This window comes from Phyllobacterium brassicacearum (assembly GCF_003010955.1).
GTDB lineage: Bacteria > Pseudomonadota > Alphaproteobacteria > Rhizobiales > Rhizobiaceae > Phyllobacterium > Phyllobacterium brassicacearum.
Genome location: NZ_PGGO01000087.1, coordinates 99,315 through 123,495 on the forward strand (window position 1 = coordinate 99,315; position 24,181 = coordinate 123,495).

The following is a 24,181-nucleotide window of genomic DNA, read 5'->3' on the forward strand; positions in this document are numbered from 1 at the left end:
TCACTATGCCCGTCATGCATCTTTTGCGACCTTTTGAGAACCCAGCCTGACGCGGCAAAGGGTGTGGTTTTCGAGAACCGGAGCGGAGTGGACTTTCTCGTCCATGAGCAACGGAAGCGGAGAAAATTGCATCAGATGCCCGTCAGGGTGGTGTTATCAAAGGTTGAATGGCCTTGCGCTCGGCAATCAGAATATGATCCGCTGCAAGGACAACCTCATCGCGCTGATTGATCACCTCGCAGCGCTCGACCACGCGACCACTCTCCGGCCGCTTCGGATCATCTTCCTTGGCGCTGATTATTACGCGCGTCCGGATCGTATCGCCGATGAATACCGGTCTTACGAAACGCAGGCGGTCATAACCATAGGAAAATGCCACCGGATTGATCAGGCTGGCCGTGAGCCCGACTCCGATGGAAAAGATCATCGTGCCGTGGGCAACCCGCTGGCCGAAGGGCGTCGTCTTGGCAAACTCCGCATCCATATGATGCGGGAAGAAATCACCCGTATGGCCGGCGTGCACCACGAAATCCGTTTCGGTGATGGTGCGGCCCGTGGTGACACGCATGTGGCCGAGCTCATAGTCTTCGAAATAGATGGCTTGTTCGGACATTCAGGCCTCCGGCTTCGGTGCAAGCGGCGTGGCCGGCACAGCGCTGGACTGGTAGGCCGCCTCAACCAGTGCCATTGTGTGCCAGCCATCCTCGACGGAGCTGACGAGTTCCTTGTCCTCGCCGCTGGCGAGGCGTTGCAGGTTGGCCATCCTTCCAACAAAAGCATCTGGAAACCATGCGCCCTGCAAATGGACATTGATCCAGTCGGATCCGCCCTTCGGATAGATCATCAATTCGTCCGGCTCACCGCGCGGATAATCGAGATTAACGCCAAGCTTCACATAGGCTGCCCCTTCGGTGCCACTGACGCGGAATTCACAGGCCTGGAATTTGCGCCCGAATTTGTGATCATGGTTGACCGACAGTGAGCAGCGCACCTTGTCACCGTAATCGAGAATGGCACTCGTTCGTGTCTGCGCTACCTTGTGGTTGGGATGGCCCAATGTCTTGGCATGGACACCAAGCGGGTTGCCGAGGATTTGCCGGATCAGGTCGATGTAGTGGATCGAGTGCATGGCTATCTCGACACGCGGCAAGCCGTTCAAGAACGGCCACAGAGACCAAGGTGTGTCCAGGGCGAGCCATGCATCGAAATCGACGACTTCTCCGAGCCAGCCTTGCCGTATCGTGTCCTTAAGTGCAAGCATCATCGGAGCAAAACGCAACTGGAAATTGACCGCTGCGGTGATATTGCGATCGCGGCAGATGCCAAGGATTTCAGAAGCTTCCGCAAGATCGCCGCCCATCGGCTTCTGGATCAGCGCGTATGAGCCTTCCGGCAAGGCCTTCAGCACGTCGGCGTGCCGCGATGGCGGCGTCGCCAGATCGAAAATCGCGTTCTCCACGGCTGCCGCCTCTGCGACCGAAGCATAGGCCGTGACGTTCCACTCGTCGGCCAGCTTTCTTGCTTTCGCCTGATCCGGATCGAACAGCCCGGCGATGGGAAATCCGCCCTTCCTGTAGGCTGGATAGTGCGCATCGCCGACAATGCTGCCCGCGCCGAATGTGACGATCGGGCGTGGCTTCGCCGGAAGCGGCCAGCTTTGCTGCAAGGTTGTGGGGTCAAAACTCATCAAACTTTCCTGTCAGTCGAGATGGAAGACTTCTTCCATCATTGCCCACCATTCCCCCTCGGCCCGCGTTGCAAGCGGCACCTGGCAAGGCATGCACACCGCCCACCATTCCTTGTTCTTTGGGTTGGCTGCCATCTTCTCCATATCGGCCTTGAAGTCCGTCCCGTGATATTCCCAGGTGCCGAACAGGACATTCTCCGGTTCGCGCAGGAAGATCGTGTAGTTTCGGATGTTGCAGCTCGAGATCAGCTCGAGGATTTCCGGCCACACGGCGGCATGCAGGCGCTTGTATTCGGCGACCTTGCCGGCGTTGAGCCCGATCATCATTCCCATTCGTTGCATCGTCAGACCCTTATCTCGGTCGTGAATTCGTCGACGCTTCGACCTTTGACCGCACCCCAGTCCCAATCGATTCCGATCCCAGGCTCCGATGGAGCGATGGCATAGCCGTTTTCAATGCGCATCTGTGTTTGGGTCAGATCATCCAGCTGCGGGATATATTCGACATACTTACCGTTCTGCACCGCGCAGGTCAGACTTACATGCAGCTCCATCAGAAAATGCGGGCAGACCGGCATGTCAAATGTCTCCGCCGTATGCGCCACCTTGAGCCACGGCGTAATACCGCCAATGCGGCCGACATCGACCTGCACGATGGAGCAGGCGCGCTTCTGCATGTATTCGCGGAAATGCCGGATCGAGTAGAGCGACTCGCCGACGGCAATCGGCGTCTGCGTTGCCGAAGAAAGCCGCACGTGACCATCTATATCATCGGCCGGCAGCGGTTCTTCAAACCAGGCAATATCAATGTCACGCAGCACCTGCGAGCGGCGGATAGCCTCATCCAGTGTAAAGCCCTGATTGGCGTCGGTCATGATCTCGAAACCGGAACCAACCGCGTCGCGAACTGCCGACAGCCGGTCCAGATCCTCGGAACCATGCGGACGGCCGATCTTGACCTTGGCACCCTTGAAACCCTTGGCCTTCGCCTGCAGCGCGTCGTCAACCAGTGCCTGCTTCTCGATATGCAACCAGCCGCCCTCGGTGGTGTAGAGCGGGCAGCGGTCCTTGGCCCCGCCCGCCAGCTTCCATAGCGGCAAGCCCTGCTTCTTCGCGCGCAAATCCCAGAGCGCTATGTCGACGGCGGCAAGGGCAATCGCCGTGATGGCACCGATGGTCGTCGCATGGGTCGCGAATTCAAGATCGCGCCAGATCGCCTCGATCTGGTCTGCATCCTTGCCGAGGAGACGCGGCGCGAGGTGATCGGACAACAGCCGCATCACGGAGGAACCGCCGGTGCCGATGGTGTAGCTGTAACCAGTGCCCACTGCCCCGTCGCTGTCGGTGATCGTGACGATCGGCGTCTCCTGGCTGACGAAGCTCTGGATCGCGTCGGTACGCAGGACTTTTGGCGGCAGATCCACCATACGTAATTCAACTTTTTCGATCTTGGCCATAATACTACCCCCGCAACGTTTTGCCGGTTTCAGGCGAGAACAGATGCGCCTGCGACAGGTCGAAACTGAATCTTACCATTTCACCAGCCCCCATGGGGCGTGGATTGAGCATGCGCGATACCCATTCGCGCTGTGCCATAGTGACAAAGAGCAGCGTCTCGTTGCCAAGCGGCTCGGTGATCGCAACCGGCAGTTCCATTTCGTGTACGTCGGTGGCTTCGCCGGAATTCAGTCCATGACCTGTCGGGTAGATGTCATCGGGACGGAGGCCGAAAATCAACTTGTCGCCCGCCGCAACCTTGTTGCGGAACTCGATCGGCAGCGGCAGGCTCTGGCCGCCGGCAAAGACCAACTTGCCATCCGCGACCGTCGCCTCGTTGAGGTTCATGGGCGGCGAGCCGATAAAGCCGGCGACGAAGCGCGTGGCCGGGCGCCTGAACACTTCCTCGGGCGTACCGACTTGCTCGATATGGCCATCGCGCATGATGACGATGCGGTCGGATAGCGTCATCGCTTCAACCTGATCATGCGTCACATAGATCATTGTCGATTGTACCTTGGCATGCAGGCGCTTGATCTCGGTGCGGACCTGCGTGCGCAGTTTGGCGTCGAGGTTTGACAGCGGTTCGTCGAAAAGGAACACATCTGGCTTGCGCACGATCGCTCGACCCATGGCCACGCGCTGGCGCTGGCCACCGGAAAGCTGCGACGGGCGGCGGTCCATATACTTTTCCAGATCGAGAATTGCGGCTGCCTCATTCACACGCGTGTCGATCTCGCTCTGCGCGACTTTGCCGATCTTCAGCGAGAAGCCCATGTTCTCCCGCACTGTCATATGCGGGTAGAGCGCATAGGACTGGAATACCATGGAGATATTGCGGGCGCGTGGCGGCAGGTCGTTGACCGGCTTGCCGCCAATCTCGATGATGCCGCCGCTGATGTCCTCAAGCCCCGCGATCATGCGCAGTGTCGTGGATTTTCCACAGCCGGACGGACCGACCAGCGCGATGAATTCGCGGTCCTTGACCTCAAGGTCGATGCCATGGACGACATCGACATTGCCATAACTCTTGACGAGCTTTTTGAGTGTTACGGGAGCCATAACAAGTTAACCTTTCACCGCGCCGAACGTCAGTCCGGACACGAGATGCTTCTGGATGATGAATGTAAGAGTGAGCGCCGGGATGATCATCACTACCGCAAGCGCGCACATGCCGCGCCAGTCGATCGTGAACTCTGAGGTGTAATCGAGAAGCCCAACGGGCAACGTCTTCGAGTTGACCGAACGGGTGATCTGCGATGCCAGCGCATATTCATTCCACGAGGTAAGGAAGGCGAAGATGCCTGCCGACGCGATACCGGGTCCCGCCAATGGAAATTCCACCTGCCAGAATGCCTGCCAGCGTGTGCAGCCATCGATCTGTGCAGCTTCGGCCAGATCCTTGGGCACCTGCCGGAAGAAACCGTCGATCAGCCAGATCGTGAACGGCACGTTCAGCGCCACGTAGATAAGGATCATCGCAAAATGTGTGTCGATGATGCCGACGCGGGCAAAGATCATGAACAGCGGCAGCGACAGGGCGATGCCAGGCACGGCGCGCGTGAGCATGAATCCGAGGAAGATCCCCGACTTGCCCTTGAACTTGTAGCGGGCGAAGGCATAGCCGCCAGCCATGCCGATCGTCAGCGCAATGATGGTCGAGGTGATGGAGATGACCAGCGAGTTGCGGAAATACTCCCAAACCGGAATGCCGCCCTGCCCGGCACCGCCAAACATGGCGCGGTACGCATCGAGCGAGATGTCCTGTGGTATCCAGACCGGCGGTTTGGCCATGATCTCGACGGTGGGCCGCAGCGAGCTCAGGACAATCCACAGGCCAGGCATGCAGATGATCAGCATCGCGATGAACAGCCCGACAAGATGCAGGAATTTCAGGCCGCGGCGCTTGAGACGGTGAGCACTATTCTGGTCCATCTTACCACTCCGCTCCGATCTGCTGGCGAGCAGCCGCAAGCTTTCGGAAAAAATACACTGTGAACAGGATCGACAGCAGGATCGAAATATAGGCCATCGCATTGGCGAGACCCATGCGCGCATCGCTGTAGGCCGTACGGCCGACAAGCGTCCACAGAAGTTCCGTTCGCTTGGCTGGTCCGCCGTCGGTCATGATCTTGACGATGTCATAGGCGCGCGCCACGTCGAGCGAGCGGATTGTCATCGCGATAAATGCGAATGGCATCAGGTAGGGCCACGTCACGTAGCGGAATGTCTGCCACGGCGTGCAGCCATCGACGCGCGCAGCTTCCACCGGCTCCTGCGGCATGGCGAGCAATCCGGCGAGGATCAGGATGGCGAAAACCGCGGTCGACGACCAGACCTCGGCAACGATAATCGAAAACAGCGCAAGATTGCCGTCGATCAGCCAGGGGATGGCATTTGTGGTCAGCCCGAGCGACTGCAGCGCATTGTTGACGAAACCGATATTGTCGTTGAAGAGGAACTTGAACTGGAAGCCGACGAGCACCGGAGAGAACATCATCGGAAACATCATGAGCGTGCGCAGCAGGCGCTGACCATGTGTCGCCTTGTTGACCAGCATCGCCAGCCCGAGACCGAGGAACATTTCGGCGTTGAGCGCCACGGTCAGAAGCAGCACAGTCCGACCGAAGGCAGTCCAGAATTCGATGTTGGTCAGTACGCTCACATAATTGCGAAAGCCGATGAAAACCCAGATCGATTCAGGCTTGGTCAGCCGGAATGGCGTGAAACTCGAATAGAGCGAGAACAACAACGGCAGTACGATGACGGCGGCAAGAACGACGATGGCGGGCAGCAGCAGGAGCGTAGGCGCCGAAAATTTGGGAAATTTCATATCATGCCCTGTTGCTGACATCACGTTGGTAAGCGAGCCAGCCAAGTTCACTGACTTCATACAATGGCGTTCCAGCCGCAGTGCTTGCGCTATGCCGGAGTGGTGGCGGTGTTTCCGGGACATCGCGCAGCCGCGATGCCCCGGAATGAAAGCTTAGAGCTTGCCGGCGTCCTCGAGGATTTCGGTTGCTTTCTTGGCTGCCGTGTCCAGCGCTTCTTTCGACGTCTTGTCGCCGAGGATCGCGGCCTGCAGTTCCGGATAGACCGCATTGGAGATCTCTATCCATTCCGCAAGCGGCGGTACCGGGAATGCGTTCTTTGCTTCTTCCTGGAATGCATTCAGCACTTCGGTCTTGTAGGGATCGCCCTTGGCCTGTTCGATATCCCACGCCCATACCGCCGTGCGCGTCGGCAATGGTCCAGCCTTGGCCTCGAGCTTCTGGCTGTCTTCATTGGTCAGCCACCAGACGAGCGAGGCGGCGGCCTCCTTGTTGGCGCAGGATTCCGTCACCGAGAAACCGTGATGACCAGACCAGCCGGTCCGCTTGCCGGACGAGCCGGCAGGCGCAACCTTGACGCCGACATTGCCGGCAACCTTCGACGACTTCGGATCATTGAAGAAGCTTGCCCAGCCTGGCCAGTCGAGATTGATTGCGATGGACCCGGAAGCAAACCCCTGACCGAGATCGTCCCAAAGATAGTTGGTAGTGCCGGCCGGAACAGCCTTCGCCTTATAGAGATTAACGAACCAGTCGAGTGCCCTGACACCCGCTTCGGAGTTGAAGGCGGGCTTGCCTTCCTTGTCGATATACTCACCGCCCTCGGCGAGGACCATTTCATAGAAACGGCCATTGATCGCCTCTTCCTTGCCGGCAAATTGTGTGCCGTAGAATTCCGGAGCTTTCGTGAAGAACAATGCCTGGTCGGTTACCTGCTGCCAGGTGTCCGGCGGCGTCAGGTCATAGCCGTACTTTTCCTTGAAAGCTTTCTTGTTGCCCTCATCCTCGTACAGGCTCTTCTGGTAATAAAGCGCCGACACGTCGAACTGCGCGCGCGGCAGCATGACGAGCTTGCCGTCAAGCGTCGAGGACTGGATGTTCGATGGCACGAAAGCGGCAACCTCTTCGGCCGGTATGAGGTTGTTCAGATCCGTGTAGATGCCGGGATACTGGGGCGCGAAGGACGAGTGGTTGGAACCGACGCACCAGTTCAGGCTGCCCGAGGCAATGTCAGATTTGATTTCCTTGTCGAGCTCGAAGTGATTCTTCTTCGACAGGATGTTGACCTTGGCGCCCGTCAGCTTTTCCCATTCGCCGATGCGCTCGTAGAGTGGCTCATATTGCTGGCCGCCAATGAGCTTTGCGTCGATCGTCACGCCTTCAAATTTTCCTGGCAGATCAGCAGATAGAGCAGCTTGCGCGCTGAAGATGGCAATCACACCAGCTGAAACGCTGGCCAAAAGGTTTTTCATTGGTTCCCTCCCAAAAACAAGCGCCGCTCCCGGCTCTCGCATTCTTTTGAATACCCACATATGGGCGTTTCATTCATATACAAACATTAATAGGCTTGACCGTCAAGCAAGGAAACTGCTTTCCTATGATTATGATCTTCGTATATGCATACCTTGCGAGGGGGCGATTCATATGACAGAGGAAGACGATAGCGACCGGTATCGCGCGCCGGCGCTCGATAAGGGACTGGATATTCTGGAGCTTCTTTCCGGTATTGATGGCGGGCTGACCCAGGCCGAAATCGCCAAGTTTCTCGGCCGCAGTCCCAATGAATTTTATCGCATGCTCGACCGCCTTGTGCGCCGCGGCTATGTCACAAGGCTTGAAGGCGACCGCTACTCATTGACATTGAAGCTGTTTGGCCTTGCGCAGTTGCACGCACCGGTCAGGCGCCTCGCCTCCTATGCGACGCCGCTGATGCGCGACCTTGCAGTCAGCTCGAAACAGGCCAACCAGCTCAGCGTCTTCGATCGTGGCGCCGCCGTCGTCATTGCACAGCAGGAAGCCCCCGACTACTGGGGCATTTCCATCCGTGTCGGATCGCATATCAGCCTGTTCAACACCGGCTCCGGCCATGTGCTGCTGGCGTTCCGCTCCGATGAGGAGAGGGCATTGATGATCGCCGAATATGAAAAACACGCCGACGATATTGCACAACCACCCGATTTTCATGAACGCCTGAACCAGATCAGGGAGCGCGGCTATGAGGTCATGCCCAGCGCGCAAACAGCAGGCGTTTATAACGTGTCAGCCCCGGTACTCGGCCCTGACGGCCGCGCGATCGCCGCCCTGACCTGCCCTTATATCCAGTTGCTCAACATGCCGGACGCGCCTGCCGTCGACGACGCACGCAAGATGCTGGTGGCCACGGCGCAGAAACTTTCGGAACTTGCAGGCGCGGACGTCATTCACTCCAGTGTTGTGCGCATGGCCTGACGAAGGAGGGATTGCAGTTGGGAATTGCATCGATCATAGACACGCACCTTCACCTGATCGACCAGTCGACCCTGTCCTATCCATGGCTGTCGAGTGTGGAGGCCTTGAACCGCGATTTTCGCTATGAGGAATATGCGCTTCAGGCCCATCGCGTCGGCATCACCCAGGCTTTGCATATGGAAGTGGATGTTGCGCCTTCCGATATCGAAGCTGAGTCCGGCTACATTGCCGGCTTGGCGAAGCGCGAAGGCAGCCTGATCGCCGGATGCATCTCCTCTTGCCGCCCTGAGGAAGATGGCTTCGCCGCATTTCTCGAACGGCAGCAGGCAAATCCCCTGATCAAGGGCTTCCGGCGCGTCCTGCACGTCATGCCGGATAACCTGTCGGAAAGCGCGTTGTTTCGAGAGAATATAAAACAGCTGGAAGGTACTGGCCTCACCTTTGACCTCTGTGTTCTCCCATCACAGATCGAAAAGGCCATCGCGTTAATTGACCTTGCGCCGGGCGTACAGTTCATCCTCGACCATTGTGGCGTTCCCGACATCAAGAGCGAAGGTTTGAGCGAATGGCACAGCAAGATCACTGACATCGCGAAACGCCCCAACGTCACTGCAAAGATTTCAGGTGTCGTCGCCTACGCAGACTCGGACACATGGCGCATCGAAACGCTTGAGCCCTATGTCCATCATGTCATTGAGAGTTTCGGCTGGGACCGCCTCGTCTGGGGCAGCGACTGGCCGGTCTGCACGCTCGGCGGCGGGCTCGCCACATGGGTCGCTGCAACCCACGCACTGCTACAGGGCTGCAGTGAAGCGGAGAAGGCAAAACTCTTTTCAGCAAATGCAAAACGGATTTGGAGTATTGCGTGACTTTGCCCTTATCTCCCCCTCGAGGGGGGAGAGATAATCGGCATGTTCTGTTGACAGACAAACGTTTGGCCGCTCCGCCGTAAATAGACTTGCCTGCTGCATGCTCCCGCTTTACCTCTGACATCAGAGACGGCCAGCAGCAGGAGTGATAATGGCAGCGGAAGTGAGCGGACCCGACCTTGTGAGCGTTGTCGTCCTGCTTGGAGCAGGCGTTGTTGCTGTGCCGCTGTTCAAACGGCTCGGGCTTGGATCCGTTCTTGGCTATCTCGCTGCCGGTCTCGTCATAGGTCCATTCGGCCTCAAATTCTTCACCGATCCTCAGACGATCCTGCATGTGGCGGAACTTGGCGTCGTCATGTTCCTGTTCATTATCGGGCTCGAGATGCAGCCTTCGCGGCTTTGGAGCATGCGCAAGGACATTTTTGGCCTCGGCGTGCTCCAGGTCGGCCTTTGTGCCGTCCTGTTGACCGCTGTCGTCATCGCCGCCGGCTTTCCTCTTGCTCAATCCTTTGTGGCCGCCGCTGGATTTGTCCTGACTTCGACGGCGATCGTGATGCAGTTGCTCGAAGAGCGCGGCGAAATCGCGTCGCCGCAAGGTCAGCGCATGGTATCGATCCTGCTGCTTGAGGATCTCGCCATTGTGCCGCTCCTGGCACTCATCGCTTTCCTTGCACCAATCAGCACGGCAACGTCTGGTGGCCTGAACTGGCAGGGTATAGGCATCGGCATAGGCGCCATTGTCGGCCTCGTTCTCGCGGGCCGGTACCTTCTCAATCCCCTGTTCGGCTTTCTCGCCGAGTCGCGTGCCCGTGAAGTCATGACAGCAGCCGGTTTGCTGGTTGTGCTTGGGGCCGCCCTGGTTATGCAGGTGAGCGGTCTTTCCATGGCGATGGGCGCTTTCCTTGCAGGAGTGCTCCTCTCGGAATCGACCTTCCGCCACCAGCTCGAAGCCGACGTCGAGCCGTTCCGCGGCATCCTGCTCGGACTGTTCTTCCTTGCCGTAGGAATGTCGCTCGACCTGAGTGTCGTCGCCGCCAACTGGCAGACAGTGCTTTTCTATGTAATCGCCTTCAAATTCGTCAAAGGCACCGGCATCTATATCGTCGCGCGGCTCCTCCGGTCATCGAACCGCGAGGCGCTGGAGCGCGCGGTCATCATGGCGCAGGGCGGTGAGTTTGCCTTCGTCCTCTATTCGACGGCCACCGCTGTCGGCATTCTCGATGGCGAAGCCAACGCCATCCTGACCGCCATCGTCATCTTCTCCATGGCACTGACGCCGCTGTTCATTCTCGGCCTGCGCTTTCTCCTGCCAAAGGAAGTGGAACAGATGGATGGTATCGACGTTGCTGAGGGCCTCTCGGGCAGCGTCCTTATCATCGGCTTTGGCCGCTTCGGCCAGATCTCGAGCCAGCCTTTATTGTTGCGCGGTGTCGATATTTCCATCATCGACACTGACATTGAGATGATCCAGGCGGCGGCGCAATTCGGCTTCAAGGTCTATTATGGCGACGGCACCCGGCTCGACATTCTCCACGCGGCAGGTGCGGGCCGCGCGCAGGCTGTGCTGATCTGCGTCGACAAGGCCGAAGCCAGTCTTGCGATAGCGGGGCTGCTCAAGTCGGAGTTTCCGCTCGTGCAGATCTACGCTCGTGCCTATGATCGCGGGACCACGATCGAGCTCATCAAGCTCGGCGTCGAATACCAGATGCGCGAAACCTTCGAGTCCGCTGTGATCTTCGGCGAGAATACGCTGATCGGACTTGGCGTCGACCCGGACGAAGCCGCCGAGATTGCCAATGATGTGCGCCGCCGCGATGCCGAACGCCTTAATCTGCAGCTGGCCGGCGGCATTTGGGCCGGCACCGATTTGATGAAGGGCAACGCGCCGGTTCCGGGTCCGCTTATCAAGCCGCGTCAGACCGGCCGCGCCCTCAATGAGGAAACCGCAAGCGTCCTGCCTTCAACGCAGGCCGCAGATGCAAGCTGAACGGGGGAGCGCAACCAATGGCTGACAAGAACACATCGATCATTGCCGGGATCGTCGACTTCTGGCGCGAGGCTGGACCGGACAAATGGTTCGTCAAGGACGAGACATTTGATGAAATCTGCCGCCAGCGTTTTCTCCAGGATCATTTGGCCGCCGCGCGCCGCGAATATGAAGGCTGGCTGAATACGCCTGATGGCGCACTGGCGCTGATGATCCTGCTCGATCAATTTCCGCGCAATTTCTTCCGCGACACCGGCCACATGTACGCGACCGACACTCTTGCCCGCCTTTATGCGGGCCGCGCATTGGAGAAGGGCCACGACCTCTCATTCGAGCCGCAGCTCCGCGCCTTCTTCTACCTTCCGTATATGCATTCGGAGAATGTCGATGACCAGCGCCGTTCTGTGGAGCTATGCCGTGAAGGCGCACCTGATAATCTGGAATATGCCGACCACCACTATGACATCATCCGCCGCTTCGGCCGCTTCCCGCATCGCAACGCCATTCTTGGCCGCACCACCACTGAGGAAGAGCAGGCCTTCCTCGATGGCGGCGGGTTCTCGGGGTAAGAGGCGGCTAGGACGCCGCCCCTGTTATTATCACACTCGCATCGCACACGTTGACCGGTTGTCAGAGGATAAAGGCGTCGGCTGGCAACGGTTCTCCGTCGTTAAAGTAATCCTGGAGGACAATGGAGACCTGTTGATCGCCTACATTGAGAGTAAGGACTATCCCATCTTCGTCTTCCCGTTGGCTTATTGTACCGGGGGACGATGACTCCCCTGAATCCCAAACAAAGGCTTGATCTTCTAGGGCATCGGGATCTGCATCTATTGCCGAAAGGTCTATTTTCTCGCCACTCGCATAATCGTAATCGGTGATCGTGTAATCATCGTCCGCAAGGAACGTGGTAAAATAAAACGTGTCAGTGCCATCGCCACCCTTAAGTTCGCGGCCGCCTACAACGTCGGCCTGGTTGAGGGCATAGATTTGGTCGTTGCCGCCACCGCCATCAACGTCGCTGAACCCCTTGATCGTATCATCGAAATTTGATCCAACTATCCCAGAAAAGCCGGTAACACTGTCACCCTCTGCGTCGCCACCAAGAAACACGTTAGACGTCTGATTGACGTCGATCGCGTCAGGGGAGCTTGAATACTTGGCCGCGCCATCCCCGGAGCAAACCAATGTGTCCGCCCCTGACCCGCCAGTAGCAGTTTGTGTGTTACCCTCGTCAGAAAAGCCAACGTCGATAAAGTCGTCACCGTCGTCGCCAAACAGGTGATCTATACCATTCCCACCAAGGATAGTGTCATTGCCGGCGCCACCATGGATGGTGTCGCCCTCATCGCCGCCGACAAGTTCGTCATCCGCACCGACACCGCCGATGAGAATGTCGTTACCGCCCATGCCGAATAGTTTGTCGGCGCCGGCAAGTCCCGCCAGCACATTCGCCGAATTGTTGCCGGTGAGCGTATCGTTAAACAACGAACCGACGACATTCTCGAATCCGCCGATGGTGTCGCCCTGGGCATGGTTGCCCGGGCCGGAGCCAGAGCCGGAGGTTGTGCCGTCGCCGCTATCGTTGAGTGTCACCTTCACGCTTGAACCCGATTGCGAATGGCCGAGCGTGTCAATACCGGCACCGCCATTCATCGCGTCGCCGCCAGCGCCGCCTTCGACATAGACATTGCCGCCACCGCCAACGAGCGTGTCACCGCCCGTGCCACCCTCGACAATATCCGATCCGCCCTTCGCATCGATCACGTCGCCGCCACCATTGCCGAGTATATGCTCGTTGGCATCCGTACCACTGAAGATATTGCCCGCGTTGCTGAGCGAGACTTCGATTGTGCTTGGGTCTATGTCGAGAAGTTTCAGCAAGCCGTTTGGTAGATTGATTGCCATGATAGTCCTCCCGTTCGCGCTGTGCGGGGAAGACCATCGTTCCGGGGCCCCTCACCCCTCACAACTGCGGACTACATCATACGCCTTATTATGAATTAAATAAAGGTATTGATGGATGGTAGATGTTCCGAGTTTAATCCTGCAACACAAAAGAACTATACTTATCAATACCAAGAATATCGGGTAATCGTTGAAAACGTTGTCGTTTTGGAATTCCGGGCATTTGGGTCAAGAGTGTCAACAACCGGCAAATTCTCACCCGCCTCTTGAATGGCAGCCGCCGGACTGCCATTATAGCCGCATCTGGCACCTCTCAATTTTCACAATGACAGCCAGTCAAACAGGGACTGACCGCGCATCGATGCCGGACGATCAATCTGAAGAGCCTCCAAGTCCGGACTTGCGAAGCATGCTGACTCTGCATATGCGGCGTCAGCAACCAATCCCTCCATTTCTTCGTTTCTCTTTCTTTTCCTGCGCTGCGGGTGGATTTGCGCTGCCATTTTCAAGCCTTTCCTCCTGTAATGCCGCGCTGATCTATTGATTAAAAGGACCTGACTTCCCCATGGACTGGACATTGGACTGGATTGCCGACCCCAACGCCTGGATTGGTCTTGCCACGCTTGTCGTGCTGGAGATCGTGCTTGGCATCGACAATCTCGTTTTCATAGCGATCCTCGCCGACAAGTTGCCGCCGCATCAGCGCAACCGTGCGCGGCTTGTCGGCCTCTCGCTGGCCCTCGTCATGCGGCTCTTGCTGCTCGCCTCCATTTCGTGGGTCATCAGGTTGACCACGCCGCTGTTCAGCGTCGCAGGACTTGATTTCTCCGGGCGCGATATCATCCTCATTCTCGGCGGCGTTTTCCTGCTGTTCAAGGGCACGATGGAGCTGCATGAGCGGCTTGAAGGCCATATGTCCGCCAAGGAGAGCAATGCGGCCCATGCGGTTTTCTGGCAGGTCATTGCCCAGATCGTCGTCCTCGACGCCGTCTTCTCGCTCGACAGCGTCATCACCGCCGTTGGCATGGTGAAATATCTCGAGGTCATGATGATCGCGGTGGTGATCGCGGTTGGCGTCATGATGCTGGCCTCAAAACCGTTGATGACCTTCGTCAACAAGCATCCGACCGTCGTCATCCTCTGCCTCGGCTTCCTGATGATGATCGGTTTCAGCCTGATCGTCGAAGGCTTCGGCTTCCACATCCCGAAGGGCTACCTCTACGCTGCCATCGGCTTCTCGGTTCTTGTCGAAGCCGCCAACCAGGTCGGCCGCCACAATCGCGAAAAGCGCGTCACGACGATGGATCTGCGCGATCGCACTGCTGGCGCGGTCCTGAGGCTTCTGGGCGGGGGGCGCAGCGATGCCCCGCATTCCGATACGCTGGATGTCATCGCTGAACAGAGCGCCGCAGGAGATGTCTTCCACCCCGAGGAGAAGGAGATGATCCGCGGTGTGCTCGACCTGGTCGAACGCCCCGTTCGCTCGATCATGTCACCGCGCAATGAGGTTGAATGGCTCGATCTCGACGAGACCAATGAGGAGCTGCTTGCCGAAATCCGCACACTCAGCCACAGCCGCGTCGTCCTCGCTCGCGGACGCGTCGATGAGTTCGTGGGTGTCGCCCTCACCAAGGATCTTCTCTTCGCCATCCTCGATGGCGGCAAGATCGACTGGGACAAGGTGACACGCCAGCCGCTGATCCTGCATGAGAACGCCAATGTTCTGCGTGTGATGGAACAGTTGCGTGGTTCCACGGTTCAGATGGGCGTCGTGCTCGATGAACATGGCTCCTTCGAAGGTGTCGTGACACCGACGGACGTTCTCGAAGCCATTGCCGGCGACTTCCCCGAGGAGGGCGAGGAGAGCCCCATTCTCGAGCGCTCGGAAGACGGCAGCATGGTCGTTGACGCCTATATCGACATTCGCCGCCTTGGCGGCCTGATCGACCGCGACCTGGTCGATGACGGCGACCGCTACACAACCCTCGCCGGCTATATCCTGTGGAATCTCGGCCATATCCCTGCAGTCGGGGAGAGACTAACCGTCGACGACCTCGAATACGAGATAGTCGAAATGGATGGGCGCAACATCGGCAAGGTGCGTATCTCGCCGACACAGACCGCCGCGTTCATTTGAGACTTGCAAAAGTTTTCTCCGCTTCACCCTCCCCCTTGTGGGGAGGGCTGAGTCGGACCCATCGGCGCTTAGCCGATTACACTCAACTACCGAGAATGGCCTTTTTGAACGTATCGATGTTGTGATGCATCATGTCGATATAGGTGCCCGCGCCCTCCTCCGGCTTCGAAAGCGCATCCGAGTAAAGCGTGCCTCCAACCTTCAGGTTCGTCTCGCTGGCAATCTGCTCGATCAGACGCGGATTGGTGATGCTTTCGACAAAGATCGCCGATGCCTTGTCTTCCTTGATCTGCTTGATCAAGGCGACGATATCCGCAGCCGATGCTTCGGAATCGGTAGAAATGCCCTCGGGGGCAAGAAATTTCAGACCGTATTCGTGCTGGAAATAACCGAAGGCGTCGTGAGAGGTAATGACCAGACGCTTTGATTCCGGAATGGAGGCGATCGCAGTCATTACTTCAGCTTCCGTAGCTTCGAGCTTCGACGTATAGACCGCGGCGTTTGACTTGTAGGTGTCACAGTTGCCGGCGTCCGCCGCGCAGAATGCATCCGCGATGTTTTTTACATAGATTTTGGCGTTGCTGATCGACTGAAAGGCGTGAGGGTCGTAGGCGCCATGGTCCTCATGCCCGGCGCTGCTTCCTGCATCGTGATCATGTTCCTCCTCTGCACTTTTGATTGGCTCGACACCCATGGTCAGCTCGATGATCGGAGCCTTGGTCGCGCTTGCCTCGACAAGACGCGGAAGAAACCCCTCGAAATGCAACCCATTGACCAGAACAACATCGGCCGCTGCCACTGCCGCGGCATCGGCGGGCTTCGGTTCATAGACGTGCGCGTCCCCATCCGGACCGACCAGCGTAGTAATGGAGACCTTGTCACCGCCGACATTCCTGGCGAAATCCGAGATGACCGTAAAACTTGAGACGATCTTCAGGCCCTCTGCCGACGCGGCAGAATATCCCGCGCCGAGTAATAATATAACATACAAAGCAGTGGCAAGTTTCAGAGCCTTGATCATGAGGCGGTTCCTTTCGATTATTAGGCTGTTCTGTGACGATGCGGGCGCAGGCGCGTGTTGATGACACCGCGTGAGCCAAGGAGGATTGAGCAAAGATAGATCGCGCCGGCGGAGAGGATTATAGCTGGCCCCGATGGCACGGAAAAATGATAGGAGATGAGCAGGCCGCCGACGCAAGAGAAGCAGCCGATAACAATAGCCAGTGCGCACATGGGTCCCACCCGCACAGTCCAGAACCGGGCGGCGGCAGCCGGGAGCATCATCAGCCCGACCGCGAGCAAAGTGCCTAGCGCCTGGAAGCCGCCGACGAGATTGATCACCACCAGAGCCAGGAAGATGAAATGGACAGGCGTTCCGATACGGCTGACCGAGCGCAGGAACAGTGGGTCGAGACACTCCGCAACGAGGCCGCGCCAGAAGATCGCCAGGGTCACAACACTGATCGCCGAGATCATGGCAATGAGGCTCAACGCCTCGTTGTTGAGGGCAAGAACAGTTCCGAAAAGCACATGCATCAGATCGATATTCGATCCGCGCAAGGAAACAATCAAAACACCCAGCGCCAGGGAAATGAGATAGAAAGCCGCCATTGAAGCGTCTTCCTTCTGGATGGTGAAGCGGGACACCGCCCCCGCCCCGAGTGCAACAACGACACCCGCGATCAATCCGCCGATGGTCATCGGCACGATCTGCAGGCCGTAGAGCAGAAAACCCACGGCCGCACCCGGCAGGATCGCATGCGCCATCGCATCGCCGGTCAAGCTCATGCGCCGCAACATCAGAAATACGCCGACCGGACAGGATCCAAGCGCAAGCGCCAGTGAGCCGAGGAGCGCGCGCTGCATGAAACTGTAGTCAACAAAGGGGGCAATCAGGAAATCATACATGGATCAAGCCGCGCCCTTGCTCACGCCGTTCTGGGGTCCGCCGTGGTCGTCGCCGTGATGATGATGCGCGTGCGAATGATCGTGATGATCATGGTGCGTTGAATGGGCGACGTCGTCCTCGCACCAGGGCGCGCCCTCTTCCCATGCCTCGTGGAACTGCCGCGCATGCAACAGATTCTCCGGACGCAAGGTCTCGCGTGAGTCGCCCCACGCAATCGGCTTGCGTGCCAAAAGCAGGGTTTCGGGGAAATGTTCCCGCACCAGATGCAGATCATGGACGACGACCATGATCGTCCGCTTTTCGCCGTGCCAGCGCTTGATCAGTTCGATCAGATCACCGACGGTCTTGGCATCGATCGCATTGAAGGGCTCGTCAAGCAGGATCAGATCTGCGTCTTGCACCAGCACCCTTGCAAACAGGGCGCGCTGCAACTGCCCCCCGGACAGGGTATCGATCGGACGATTTTCGAAGCCGGCCAGCCCGACACTCATCAGCGCCTTCGATACCTTGTCGCGGTCATCGGACGTGAAGCGCCCAAGCAAGCCGCGCTTTGGCCAAAGGCCGAGCGATACCAGATCGATCACACGCGCTGGAAACGACCGGTCCAGTTCAGATTGCTGGGGCAGATACGCGATGCGGACGCCTTTTTCGACGGTGCACGAACCTGACATCGGCTTCAGGACGCCGACAATGCCCTTCATGAGCGTCGACTTGCCTGAGCCGTTGGAACCCACCACCGCGGTCAGCGATCCGCGCTTGATACTACCGCTCAAATGATGAACGGCCGGGTGGCGATGATAGCCCAGCGTCAGATCGTTAAAGGTGAGGCATGTTTCAATCATCAAACTTCCGCATCCCGAAATGCAACCGCCACTCGGTTGTCACAGCTTGCCATTTCGATATGTGATGTTATTACATTAGTCAACAATGGCGAATTTGGGAACGTCCAAAAATATCGTATCCACTGGCGGAAAAGCCAAAACTTTCCTATGTCTTGTCCAACACCTAAAGCAATTCCAGCAAAAGTGGGAACCGGTTTTGCGTCCGGAATTGCGTAGAACAAAGCTCTAGGAGCGCATAAGGCATGACATCAACCCAGGAGCTGACCAAGAACCAATCGCTGGTTTTCAATGCATTGGCTCGGGCCGATGGTCCGCTCAGCGCCTATACGATCCTTGATCAGTTGCGCGGTGACGGCTTCCGGGCCCCGCTTCAGGTCTATCGTGCTCTCGATAAACTGCTCGACTACGGCATGATTCACCGGCTCGAGAGCATCAATGCTTTCGTCGCCTGTTCGCATCCGCACGAACATAACCACAGCCACGGCATGATCGCATTTGCCATTTGCGACAAGTGCGGTCAGGTCTCGGAGTTCTCGGACGATATCATCACCGACCGCGTACGCGACTGGACCACGAGCCACGGCTTCAAGCAGTCCAAGACGACCATCGAGATCAGAGGCGTCTGCGCCAATTGCGGCAACGCCTGACCGGATTTCAGAGACAGTGCAACTCGTCACTGATGCGTCAGCCGGCGATTTGCGGAGTCTTGCAGGGCCCGATTGGAAAGTCGCTGCGGCGAGGCACATGGCGTGATTTACGAAAACCGGAGCGGAACGTACTTAGAGTACGTGAGCACCGGAAGCGCAGAAAACCGCGTCAGATGACCGCCGCAGTAGAGTTTCAAAACGGGCTCTCAGCGCTGATACGCTTTCAGGAATACATCGACACCAGCTGTAACCGTCTTCCGGATCAGTTCCTTCGACGGCGGTTGCTCCATGCAACCGAACAAACGCTTCTTGAACATGCCCGACATGAAGAGGTCCGCCAGCTGGTAGGTGGCAAGCTCCGTGTCTTCGATGTCAAGCCTGCCAGCAGCCACGTGCCGGTCGATCAGCGCGCGCATGAGAGCCTGACCACGCTTCGGGCCCCGTTCGTAGAAATCGCGGCTCATCGAGGGCATGCGCTCGGCAACACCGATCACCACACGCTGTGCGCGAACGACCACGTCGGACGTGATGACGCCTGCCAAGGCTACGCCGAACTCGATCAGCGCCTCGCGAAGATCTCCATCGCTTTCCAGCGCGTGGTAGATATCGGCGAACAGGATCTCGCGAAAATGGTTGCAGAGCTCCAGAAAGAGCTCTTCCTTGCTGTCGAAATAAACGTAGATAGTGCCTTTGGATACGCCCGCCTCACGCGTGATGTCGTTCATGCTCGCGGCGTCAAAGCCCATCTGCGAAAAAACGCGGTTGGCACCCTCAAGTATCTGCTGGCGCTTCGCCGGATCCTGGCCAGCCGCCAACCGGCTCGGGCGATCAGCCTCTGTCATTTCAACATCTGTTGTTGCCGTTGATGACATAACGGATGGCCTCGCAGATGACATTTAGCGCAGTTTCCTTTTTTTGAATCTTTTCGAACCAATCGGTTCGATCCACTTGATATGCGCTCTCATTTGCGCTATGTCAACGATCGAACCGATTGGTTTAATCACTTTATGAGTGAAGTCCTTTAGAAAGAGCCACCCCATGTCCGCGTCGAAAGCAACGAATGAAGCTGAGATCCGTCAGTTTCCAGCCCCGGCTCCTGCTTCAAAGGCTGAAGCACCAGCAAAAACTGAAGCGCCGCAACCCGATATTATAACCAATACGCCTGCACCGCCCAAGCGTTCCGCAAAGCGCTTCGTGCTGCCCGTCTTGGTTATAGCAGCCGTTGGCGCAGGCGCCTGGTACGGCCACGAATGGTGGACGACCGGCCGCTTCATGGTTTCGACTGACGACGCCTATATACAGGGCGATATCACGGCGATTGCACCAAAGGTCACTGGCTATATCGATGCGATCGACGTGGTTGCCAACCAGCGCGTGAAAGCGGGCGATCCCCTGGTAACGCTGGATAATGGTGACTACAGGATTGCCGAAGAGCAAGCTGAGGCCCAAATCGCGACGGAAAAGCTCTCACTCGACCGCATCAACGCGCAGATCGTTGCCGCCAAGGCTTCGCTGCAGCAGGCGCAGGCCGGCAAGCTCAACGCGCAAGCCGTCTTGACCAATGCGCAGGCAGGGTCTGTGCGCGCCAAACAGCTCCATGCGACAAGCTTCGCATCGCAGTCTCAACTTGATGATGCAACTGCGGCTCTCGATCAGGCGAAGGCCAATATAGCCTCCGCCGATGCACAGATCGCCGCCGCCGTTGCCAATGTCGGCGTGCTCGAGGCCCAATACAAGGAAGCCGAAGGCTCCATCGCTTCGCTTGAGCTTGCCAAGGACAAGGCAGCCCGCGATCTCGGTTTCACCGTTATCCGCGCACCGGTCGATGGCGTGATCGGCAATCTTGCCGCCAAGAAGGGCGACCTCGTGAGCCCCGGCCAGCGCCTCGCAGCCCTCGTTCCCGTAAACGCGCTCTATATCGACGCGAACTACAAGGAAACGCAGCTGCGTGACATCGCCGTAGGCCAGAAGGTCCGAATTGAGGTCGACGCGATGTCAGGCGATACGTTTGAAGGCACGGTTGCCTCGGTCGCTCCTGCGTCGGGCGCAGTGTTCTCGTTGCTCCCCCCGGAAAACGCGACGGGTAACTTCACCAAGGTTGTCCAGCGTGTACCGGTTCGCATCGCCCTGCCCGCCGACGCCCTGGCGAGCGGCAAGTTGCAGGCTGGCCTCAGCGTCGTTGTAGACATCGACACGCGCACGACACCAGCCAAATAAACCCTGGATAGGCCGAAGATCATGTCGAACGCCACCACCATCGGAGGACCGGCAGCTCCTGCCGTTCCGGAAGAGCATATCGATCCGAAGAAAGCCATCGCCTTCCTGGCGATGGTCTTCGGCATGTTCATGGCCATTCTCGATATCCAGATTGTCTCGGCGTCGCTTGCCGAGATCCAGGCAGGTTTGAGCGCAAGTTCTGACGAGATTTCCTGGGTCCAGACCTCCTACCTGATCGCCGAAGTCATCATGATCCCGCTGTCAGGCTTCCTCGGACGGCTCGTATCGACGCGTATTCTTTTCTCGGTCTCCGCGGCGGGCTTCACCGCCGCCAGCATCCTGTGCGCCACGGCAACGAACATCGACCAGATGATCGTCTACCGCGCCATCCAGGGCTTTATCGGAGGCGGCATGATCCCGAGCGTCTTCGCGGCGGCTTTCACGATCTTCCCGCCCTCCAAACGCACGATCGTCTCTCCGATGATCGGCCTCGTTGCCACGCTTGCTCCGACAATCGGACCGACCGTCGGCGGCTATCTCAGCAACGCCTTTTCCTGGCACTGGCTGTTCCTCGTCAACGTCATTCCCGGCATTGCCGTGGCGATTGCCGCGTGGAACCTGATCGATTTCGACAAGGGCGACCGCTCGCTCCTCAACAAGTTCGACTGGTGGGGTCTCGCCGCCATGGCAGCGTTCCTCGGCTCGCTTGAGTATGTGCTGGAAGAGGGCCCGCGCAACGACTGGCTGCAGGACCACGCGGTCTATTACTGCAGCATCGTCATGGTCGTTGGCGGGCTTACTTTCTTCTATCGCGCCTTCACGGCGGAACAGCCGATCGTCGACCTTTACGCATTCAAGAACCTGAATTTTGCCTTTGGCTCGGCTTTCTCTTTCGTCCTCGGCATCGGTCTCTATGGCCTGACCTATATCTATCCCGTCTATCTCGGCCAGATCAGGGGTTACGATGCCCTGATGATCGGCGAAGCCTTGTTCGTTAGTGGCCTGTGCATGTTCCTCACCGCCCCCGTAGCCGGCTTCCTGTCCGGTCGCATGGACCCGCGGATCATGATCATGATCGGGTTTATTGGTTTTGCCGCCGGGACATGGACCATGACGAACCTGACGGCCGACTGGGATTTCAACGAACTTCTGGTTCCGCAGATCTTCCGCGGTGTCTCGCTGATGCTGTGCATGGTGCCAATCAACAATCTGGCGCTTGGTACGCTGCCGCCTGCGCGGCTGAAGAATGCCTCCGGTCTGTTCAACCTCATGCGCAACCTTGGCGGCGCGGTTGGGTTGGCCGTGATCAACCAGATCCTGACCGATCGCGGCGCCCTCCATTATGCACAGCTCTCCGAGAATGTCCGTTGGGGCAATCCGGAGGCGGAGGATATGATGGCGACGATGAGTAAGAACTTCGCGTCGCATGGCCTTGATGGGCCCACAACCGCCCTAAGCAAGATCTCGGGCATGGTGCACCAGCAGGCCTCGCTGCTGTCGTTCATGGATGTGTTCTACATCCTGACATTGCTGTTTGCCTCGCTTGCGGTCTTTGCCATTCTGATGCGCAAGCCGGGAGCTCCGGCCTCCGGGGGTGGTGGCGGCCACTAACTGGCCGTCTCTACCCGCGATCTAGCTCAAAGAGTTTAGCCCCATAACCATTAATTGTTGAGCGCGCGGCATCTGGTCGCCGGCGTTCGCCTGACGTCTTGCGGCCGCGTCCGAAGGAACAGAGCCAAACACCTTATCTTTAAGCGCTTCCACGAGCGGCCTGCCATTTCGCAACCCGCAGAAAACACTTAAAAATCGCGCCTTCGTCGAATTGCTAAGCCACGAAAAAAGTGGTTCACTCCCTTCCACTGCTCAGGAAAACGACGTTCACGACCCCGTCATCGGTCTGTCATCCAACTGACACGAGACACCTATATCGGGATGCTGGAACGTCGAAACAGAGCCAATGACGTATCGCTTAAGAAGGGGTGTTAAAATGGTAGGTTACTCAAAACGCTTGCTTGCACTGTCGACTGCACTGCTGTTCACAGGCACAACGATTTCATTTGCTGATGCGCCAGCCGAGCTGGTCGAAGCAGCGAAGAAGGAAGGCTCGCTCACAACGATCGCCTTGCCGCATGACTGGTGCGGATACGGCGACATTATCGCTGGTTTCAAGGCAAAATATGGCCTCGAAGTCAACGAATTGAACCCGGATGCCGGTTCCAAGGACGAAGTTGAAGCGATAAAGGCGAACAAAGACAATAAGGGCCCGCAGGCACCGGATGTCATCGATGTCGGCTTCTCTTTCGGCCCTGATGCCAAGAAAGACGGCCTGACAATGCCGTACAAGGTCTCTACCTGGGATTCGATCCCGGAGAATGTCAAGGACGCAGAAGGCCATTGGTACGGTGACTATTATGGCGTTATGGCGCTTGAGGTGAACACCGATATCGTCAAGAACATCCCGAAGGATTGGGCCGACCTGCTCAAGCCGGAGTATGCCAACAGCGTTGCACTTGCCGGCGATCCGCGCGCATCCAACCAGGCCATTCTCGCCGTTCAGGCCGCTGGTGCCGCGGCGGGTGCCAAGGCAGGCACCGAAGCCGGTGAAGCCGGTCTGAAATTCTTCGGCGATCTGAACAAGGCCGGCAATTTTGTACCGGTCATCGGCAAGTCCGGTACGTTGGCACAGGGTGCAACCCCGATCATCATCACCTGGGACTACAATGCGCTTTCCGGTCGCGACACACTCAAGGGCAATCCGCCGGTTGAAGTCGTCGTGCCTGCGTCGGGCGTTCTCGCCGGTGTCTATGTTCAGGCCATCAGCGCCTATGCACCGCATCCGAACGCTGCCAAGCTCTGGATAGAATACCTCTACTCCGACGAAGGTCAGATCGGCTACCTGAAGGGCTATTGCCATCCTGCACGCTTCCAGGATCTGGTGAAGAACAACAAGGTGCCGAAGGAGCTCCTCGACAAGCTTCCGCCAGCAGCAGCCTACGAGAAGGCTTTCTTCCCGACACTTGATGAACAGGCAGCCGCCAAGGACGCCATCACCAAGGGCTGGGACAAGGTCGTTGGCGCCAACGTCCAGTAAATCCTGACGGACATATCCCCGCGGTTCTTGCCGCGGGGATATGATTTCGTCAGCATTTGGCGCAGCTTTGTAGGCGCGACGAGTTGAAGAAAATCTGTGTCGGCCTTGTTT

General features: G+C 57.9%; 22 protein-coding genes. 9 read left to right on the plus strand and 13 right to left on the minus strand.

Annotated features, from left to right (window positions below; translation table 11 throughout):
• Positions 1-142 precede the first annotated feature (142 nt).
• The 8 genes from CU102_RS28875 to CU102_RS28910 form a co-directional block, all read right to left on the minus strand.
• Positions 143-613: a MaoC/PaaZ C-terminal domain-containing protein gene (locus CU102_RS28875; RefSeq protein ID WP_106714429.1), complete on the minus strand. Its 471-nt coding sequence runs from the start codon at positions 611-613 to the stop codon at positions 143-145.
• On the minus strand, positions 614-1,687 hold the full coding sequence (locus CU102_RS28880; RefSeq protein WP_106714430.1) for a Gfo/Idh/MocA family protein: 1,074 nt from the start codon (positions 1,685-1,687) through the stop codon (positions 614-616). It abuts the gene before it with no gap.
• A 12-nt stretch (positions 1,688-1,699) separates the two neighbouring features.
• Positions 1,700-2,029 (minus strand): L-rhamnose mutarotase, encoded by a 330-nt coding sequence (locus CU102_RS28885; protein ID WP_106714431.1) that lies wholly within the window; start codon positions 2,027-2,029, stop codon positions 1,700-1,702.
• 2 nt (positions 2,030-2,031) lie between these two features.
• Positions 2,032-3,144, minus strand: a complete 1,113-nt coding sequence (locus CU102_RS28890) for a mandelate racemase/muconate lactonizing enzyme family protein (RefSeq protein WP_106714432.1) — start codon at positions 3,142-3,144, stop codon at positions 2,032-2,034.
• 4 nt (positions 3,145-3,148) lie between these two features.
• On the minus strand, positions 3,149-4,246 hold the full coding sequence (locus tag CU102_RS28895) for an ABC transporter ATP-binding protein (protein WP_106714433.1): 1,098 nt from the start codon (positions 4,244-4,246) through the stop codon (positions 3,149-3,151).
• Between the two features lie 6 nt (positions 4,247-4,252).
• A complete protein-coding gene (locus tag CU102_RS28900) occupies positions 4,253-5,119 on the minus strand; it encodes a carbohydrate ABC transporter permease (RefSeq protein WP_106714434.1) in 867 nt (288 codons plus the stop codon).
• A gap of 1 nt (position 5,120) precedes the next feature.
• A complete protein-coding gene (locus tag CU102_RS28905; RefSeq protein ID WP_106714520.1) occupies positions 5,121-6,017 on the minus strand; it encodes a carbohydrate ABC transporter permease in 897 nt (298 codons plus the stop codon).
• 153 nt (positions 6,018-6,170) lie between these two features.
• The gene (locus tag CU102_RS28910) at positions 6,171-7,487 is read right to left on the minus strand and encodes an ABC transporter substrate-binding protein (protein WP_106714435.1); all 1,317 of its coding nucleotides are present in this window, start codon (positions 7,485-7,487) and stop codon (positions 6,171-6,173) included.
• A gap of 172 nt (positions 7,488-7,659) precedes the next feature.
• Here CU102_RS28910 and CU102_RS28915 point away from each other — a divergent pair, with 172 nt between their 5' ends.
• The 4 genes from CU102_RS28915 (at position 7,660) to CU102_RS28930 (ending at position 11,888) form a co-directional block, all read left to right on the plus strand.
• Positions 7,660-8,463: an IclR family transcriptional regulator gene (locus tag CU102_RS28915; RefSeq protein WP_106714436.1), complete on the plus strand. Its 804-nt coding sequence runs from the start codon at positions 7,660-7,662 to the stop codon at positions 8,461-8,463.
• A gap of 17 nt (positions 8,464-8,480) precedes the next feature.
• Positions 8,481-9,332 (plus strand): amidohydrolase family protein, encoded by an 852-nt coding sequence (locus tag CU102_RS28920; protein ID WP_106714437.1) that lies wholly within the window; start codon positions 8,481-8,483, stop codon positions 9,330-9,332.
• A 151-nt stretch (positions 9,333-9,483) separates the two neighbouring features.
• Positions 9,484-11,319: a monovalent cation:proton antiporter-2 (CPA2) family protein gene (locus CU102_RS28925; protein WP_106714438.1), complete on the plus strand. Its 1,836-nt coding sequence runs from the start codon at positions 9,484-9,486 to the stop codon at positions 11,317-11,319.
• Positions 11,320-11,336: 17 nt separating this feature from the next.
• Positions 11,337-11,888 carry a DUF924 family protein gene (locus CU102_RS28930; protein ID WP_106714439.1) on the plus strand — a complete coding sequence of 184 codons (552 nt, stop codon included), beginning with the start codon at positions 11,337-11,339 and terminating at the stop codon, positions 11,886-11,888.
• A 61-nt stretch (positions 11,889-11,949) separates the two neighbouring features.
• Here the strand turns inward: CU102_RS28930 and CU102_RS28935 are convergent, their stop codons facing one another.
• Positions 11,950-13,227, minus strand: a complete 1,278-nt coding sequence (locus CU102_RS28935) for a calcium-binding protein (RefSeq protein WP_106714440.1) — start codon at positions 13,225-13,227, stop codon at positions 11,950-11,952.
• Between the two features lie 565 nt (positions 13,228-13,792).
• Here CU102_RS28935 and CU102_RS28945 point away from each other — a divergent pair.
• Positions 13,793-15,364, plus strand: a complete 1,572-nt coding sequence (locus tag CU102_RS28945; RefSeq protein WP_106714442.1) for a TerC family protein — start codon at positions 13,793-13,795, stop codon at positions 15,362-15,364.
• 82 nt (positions 15,365-15,446) lie between these two features.
• Here CU102_RS28945 and aztC read toward each other — a convergent pair whose 3' ends face one another.
• Genes aztC through aztA form a run of 3 tightly spaced genes read right to left on the minus strand, consistent with a single transcriptional unit; the run spans position 15,447 to position 18,115 of the window.
• Positions 15,447-16,385 carry a zinc ABC transporter substrate-binding protein AztC gene (gene aztC / locus CU102_RS28950; protein WP_106714443.1) on the minus strand — a complete coding sequence of 313 codons (939 nt, stop codon included), beginning with the start codon at positions 16,383-16,385 and terminating at the stop codon, positions 15,447-15,449.
• Between the two features lie 20 nt (positions 16,386-16,405).
• Positions 16,406-17,272: a zinc ABC transporter permease AztB gene (gene aztB / locus CU102_RS28955; RefSeq protein ID WP_106714444.1), complete on the minus strand. Its 867-nt coding sequence runs from the start codon at positions 17,270-17,272 to the stop codon at positions 16,406-16,408.
• Between the two features lie 3 nt (positions 17,273-17,275).
• Positions 17,276-18,115, minus strand: a complete 840-nt coding sequence (gene aztA, locus CU102_RS28960; RefSeq protein ID WP_106714445.1) for a zinc ABC transporter ATP-binding protein AztA — start codon at positions 18,113-18,115, stop codon at positions 17,276-17,278.
• 242 nt (positions 18,116-18,357) lie between these two features.
• On the opposite strand from aztA, the gene CU102_RS28965 reads away from it, so the two are divergent.
• Entirely contained in the window at positions 18,358-18,762 is a 405-nt protein-coding gene (locus CU102_RS28965; protein ID WP_106714446.1) for a Fur family transcriptional regulator, read from the plus strand.
• Positions 18,763-18,968: 206 nt separating this feature from the next.
• Here CU102_RS28965 and CU102_RS28970 read toward each other — a convergent pair whose 3' ends face one another.
• Entirely contained in the window at positions 18,969-19,604 is a 636-nt protein-coding gene (locus CU102_RS28970; RefSeq protein WP_245425647.1) for a TetR/AcrR family transcriptional regulator, read from the minus strand.
• Between the two features lie 196 nt (positions 19,605-19,800).
• Here CU102_RS28970 and CU102_RS28975 point away from each other — a divergent pair, with 196 nt between their 5' ends.
• The 3 genes from CU102_RS28975 to CU102_RS28985 all read left to right on the plus strand — a co-directional run bounded on the left by CU102_RS28975 (position 19,801) and on the right by CU102_RS28985 (position 24,070).
• Positions 19,801-20,979, plus strand: a complete 1,179-nt coding sequence (locus CU102_RS28975) for an HlyD family secretion protein (protein ID WP_106714448.1) — start codon at positions 19,801-19,803, stop codon at positions 20,977-20,979.
• 21 nt (positions 20,980-21,000) lie between these two features.
• Positions 21,001-22,590 (plus strand): DHA2 family efflux MFS transporter permease subunit, encoded by a 1,590-nt coding sequence (locus tag CU102_RS28980; protein WP_106714449.1) that lies wholly within the window; start codon positions 21,001-21,003, stop codon positions 22,588-22,590.
• A 376-nt stretch (positions 22,591-22,966) separates the two neighbouring features.
• Complete coding sequence (locus CU102_RS28985) at positions 22,967-24,070, plus strand: ABC transporter substrate-binding protein (RefSeq protein ID WP_106714450.1); 1,104 nt, start codon at positions 22,967-22,969, stop codon at positions 24,068-24,070.
• Positions 24,071-24,181 lie beyond the last annotated feature (111 nt).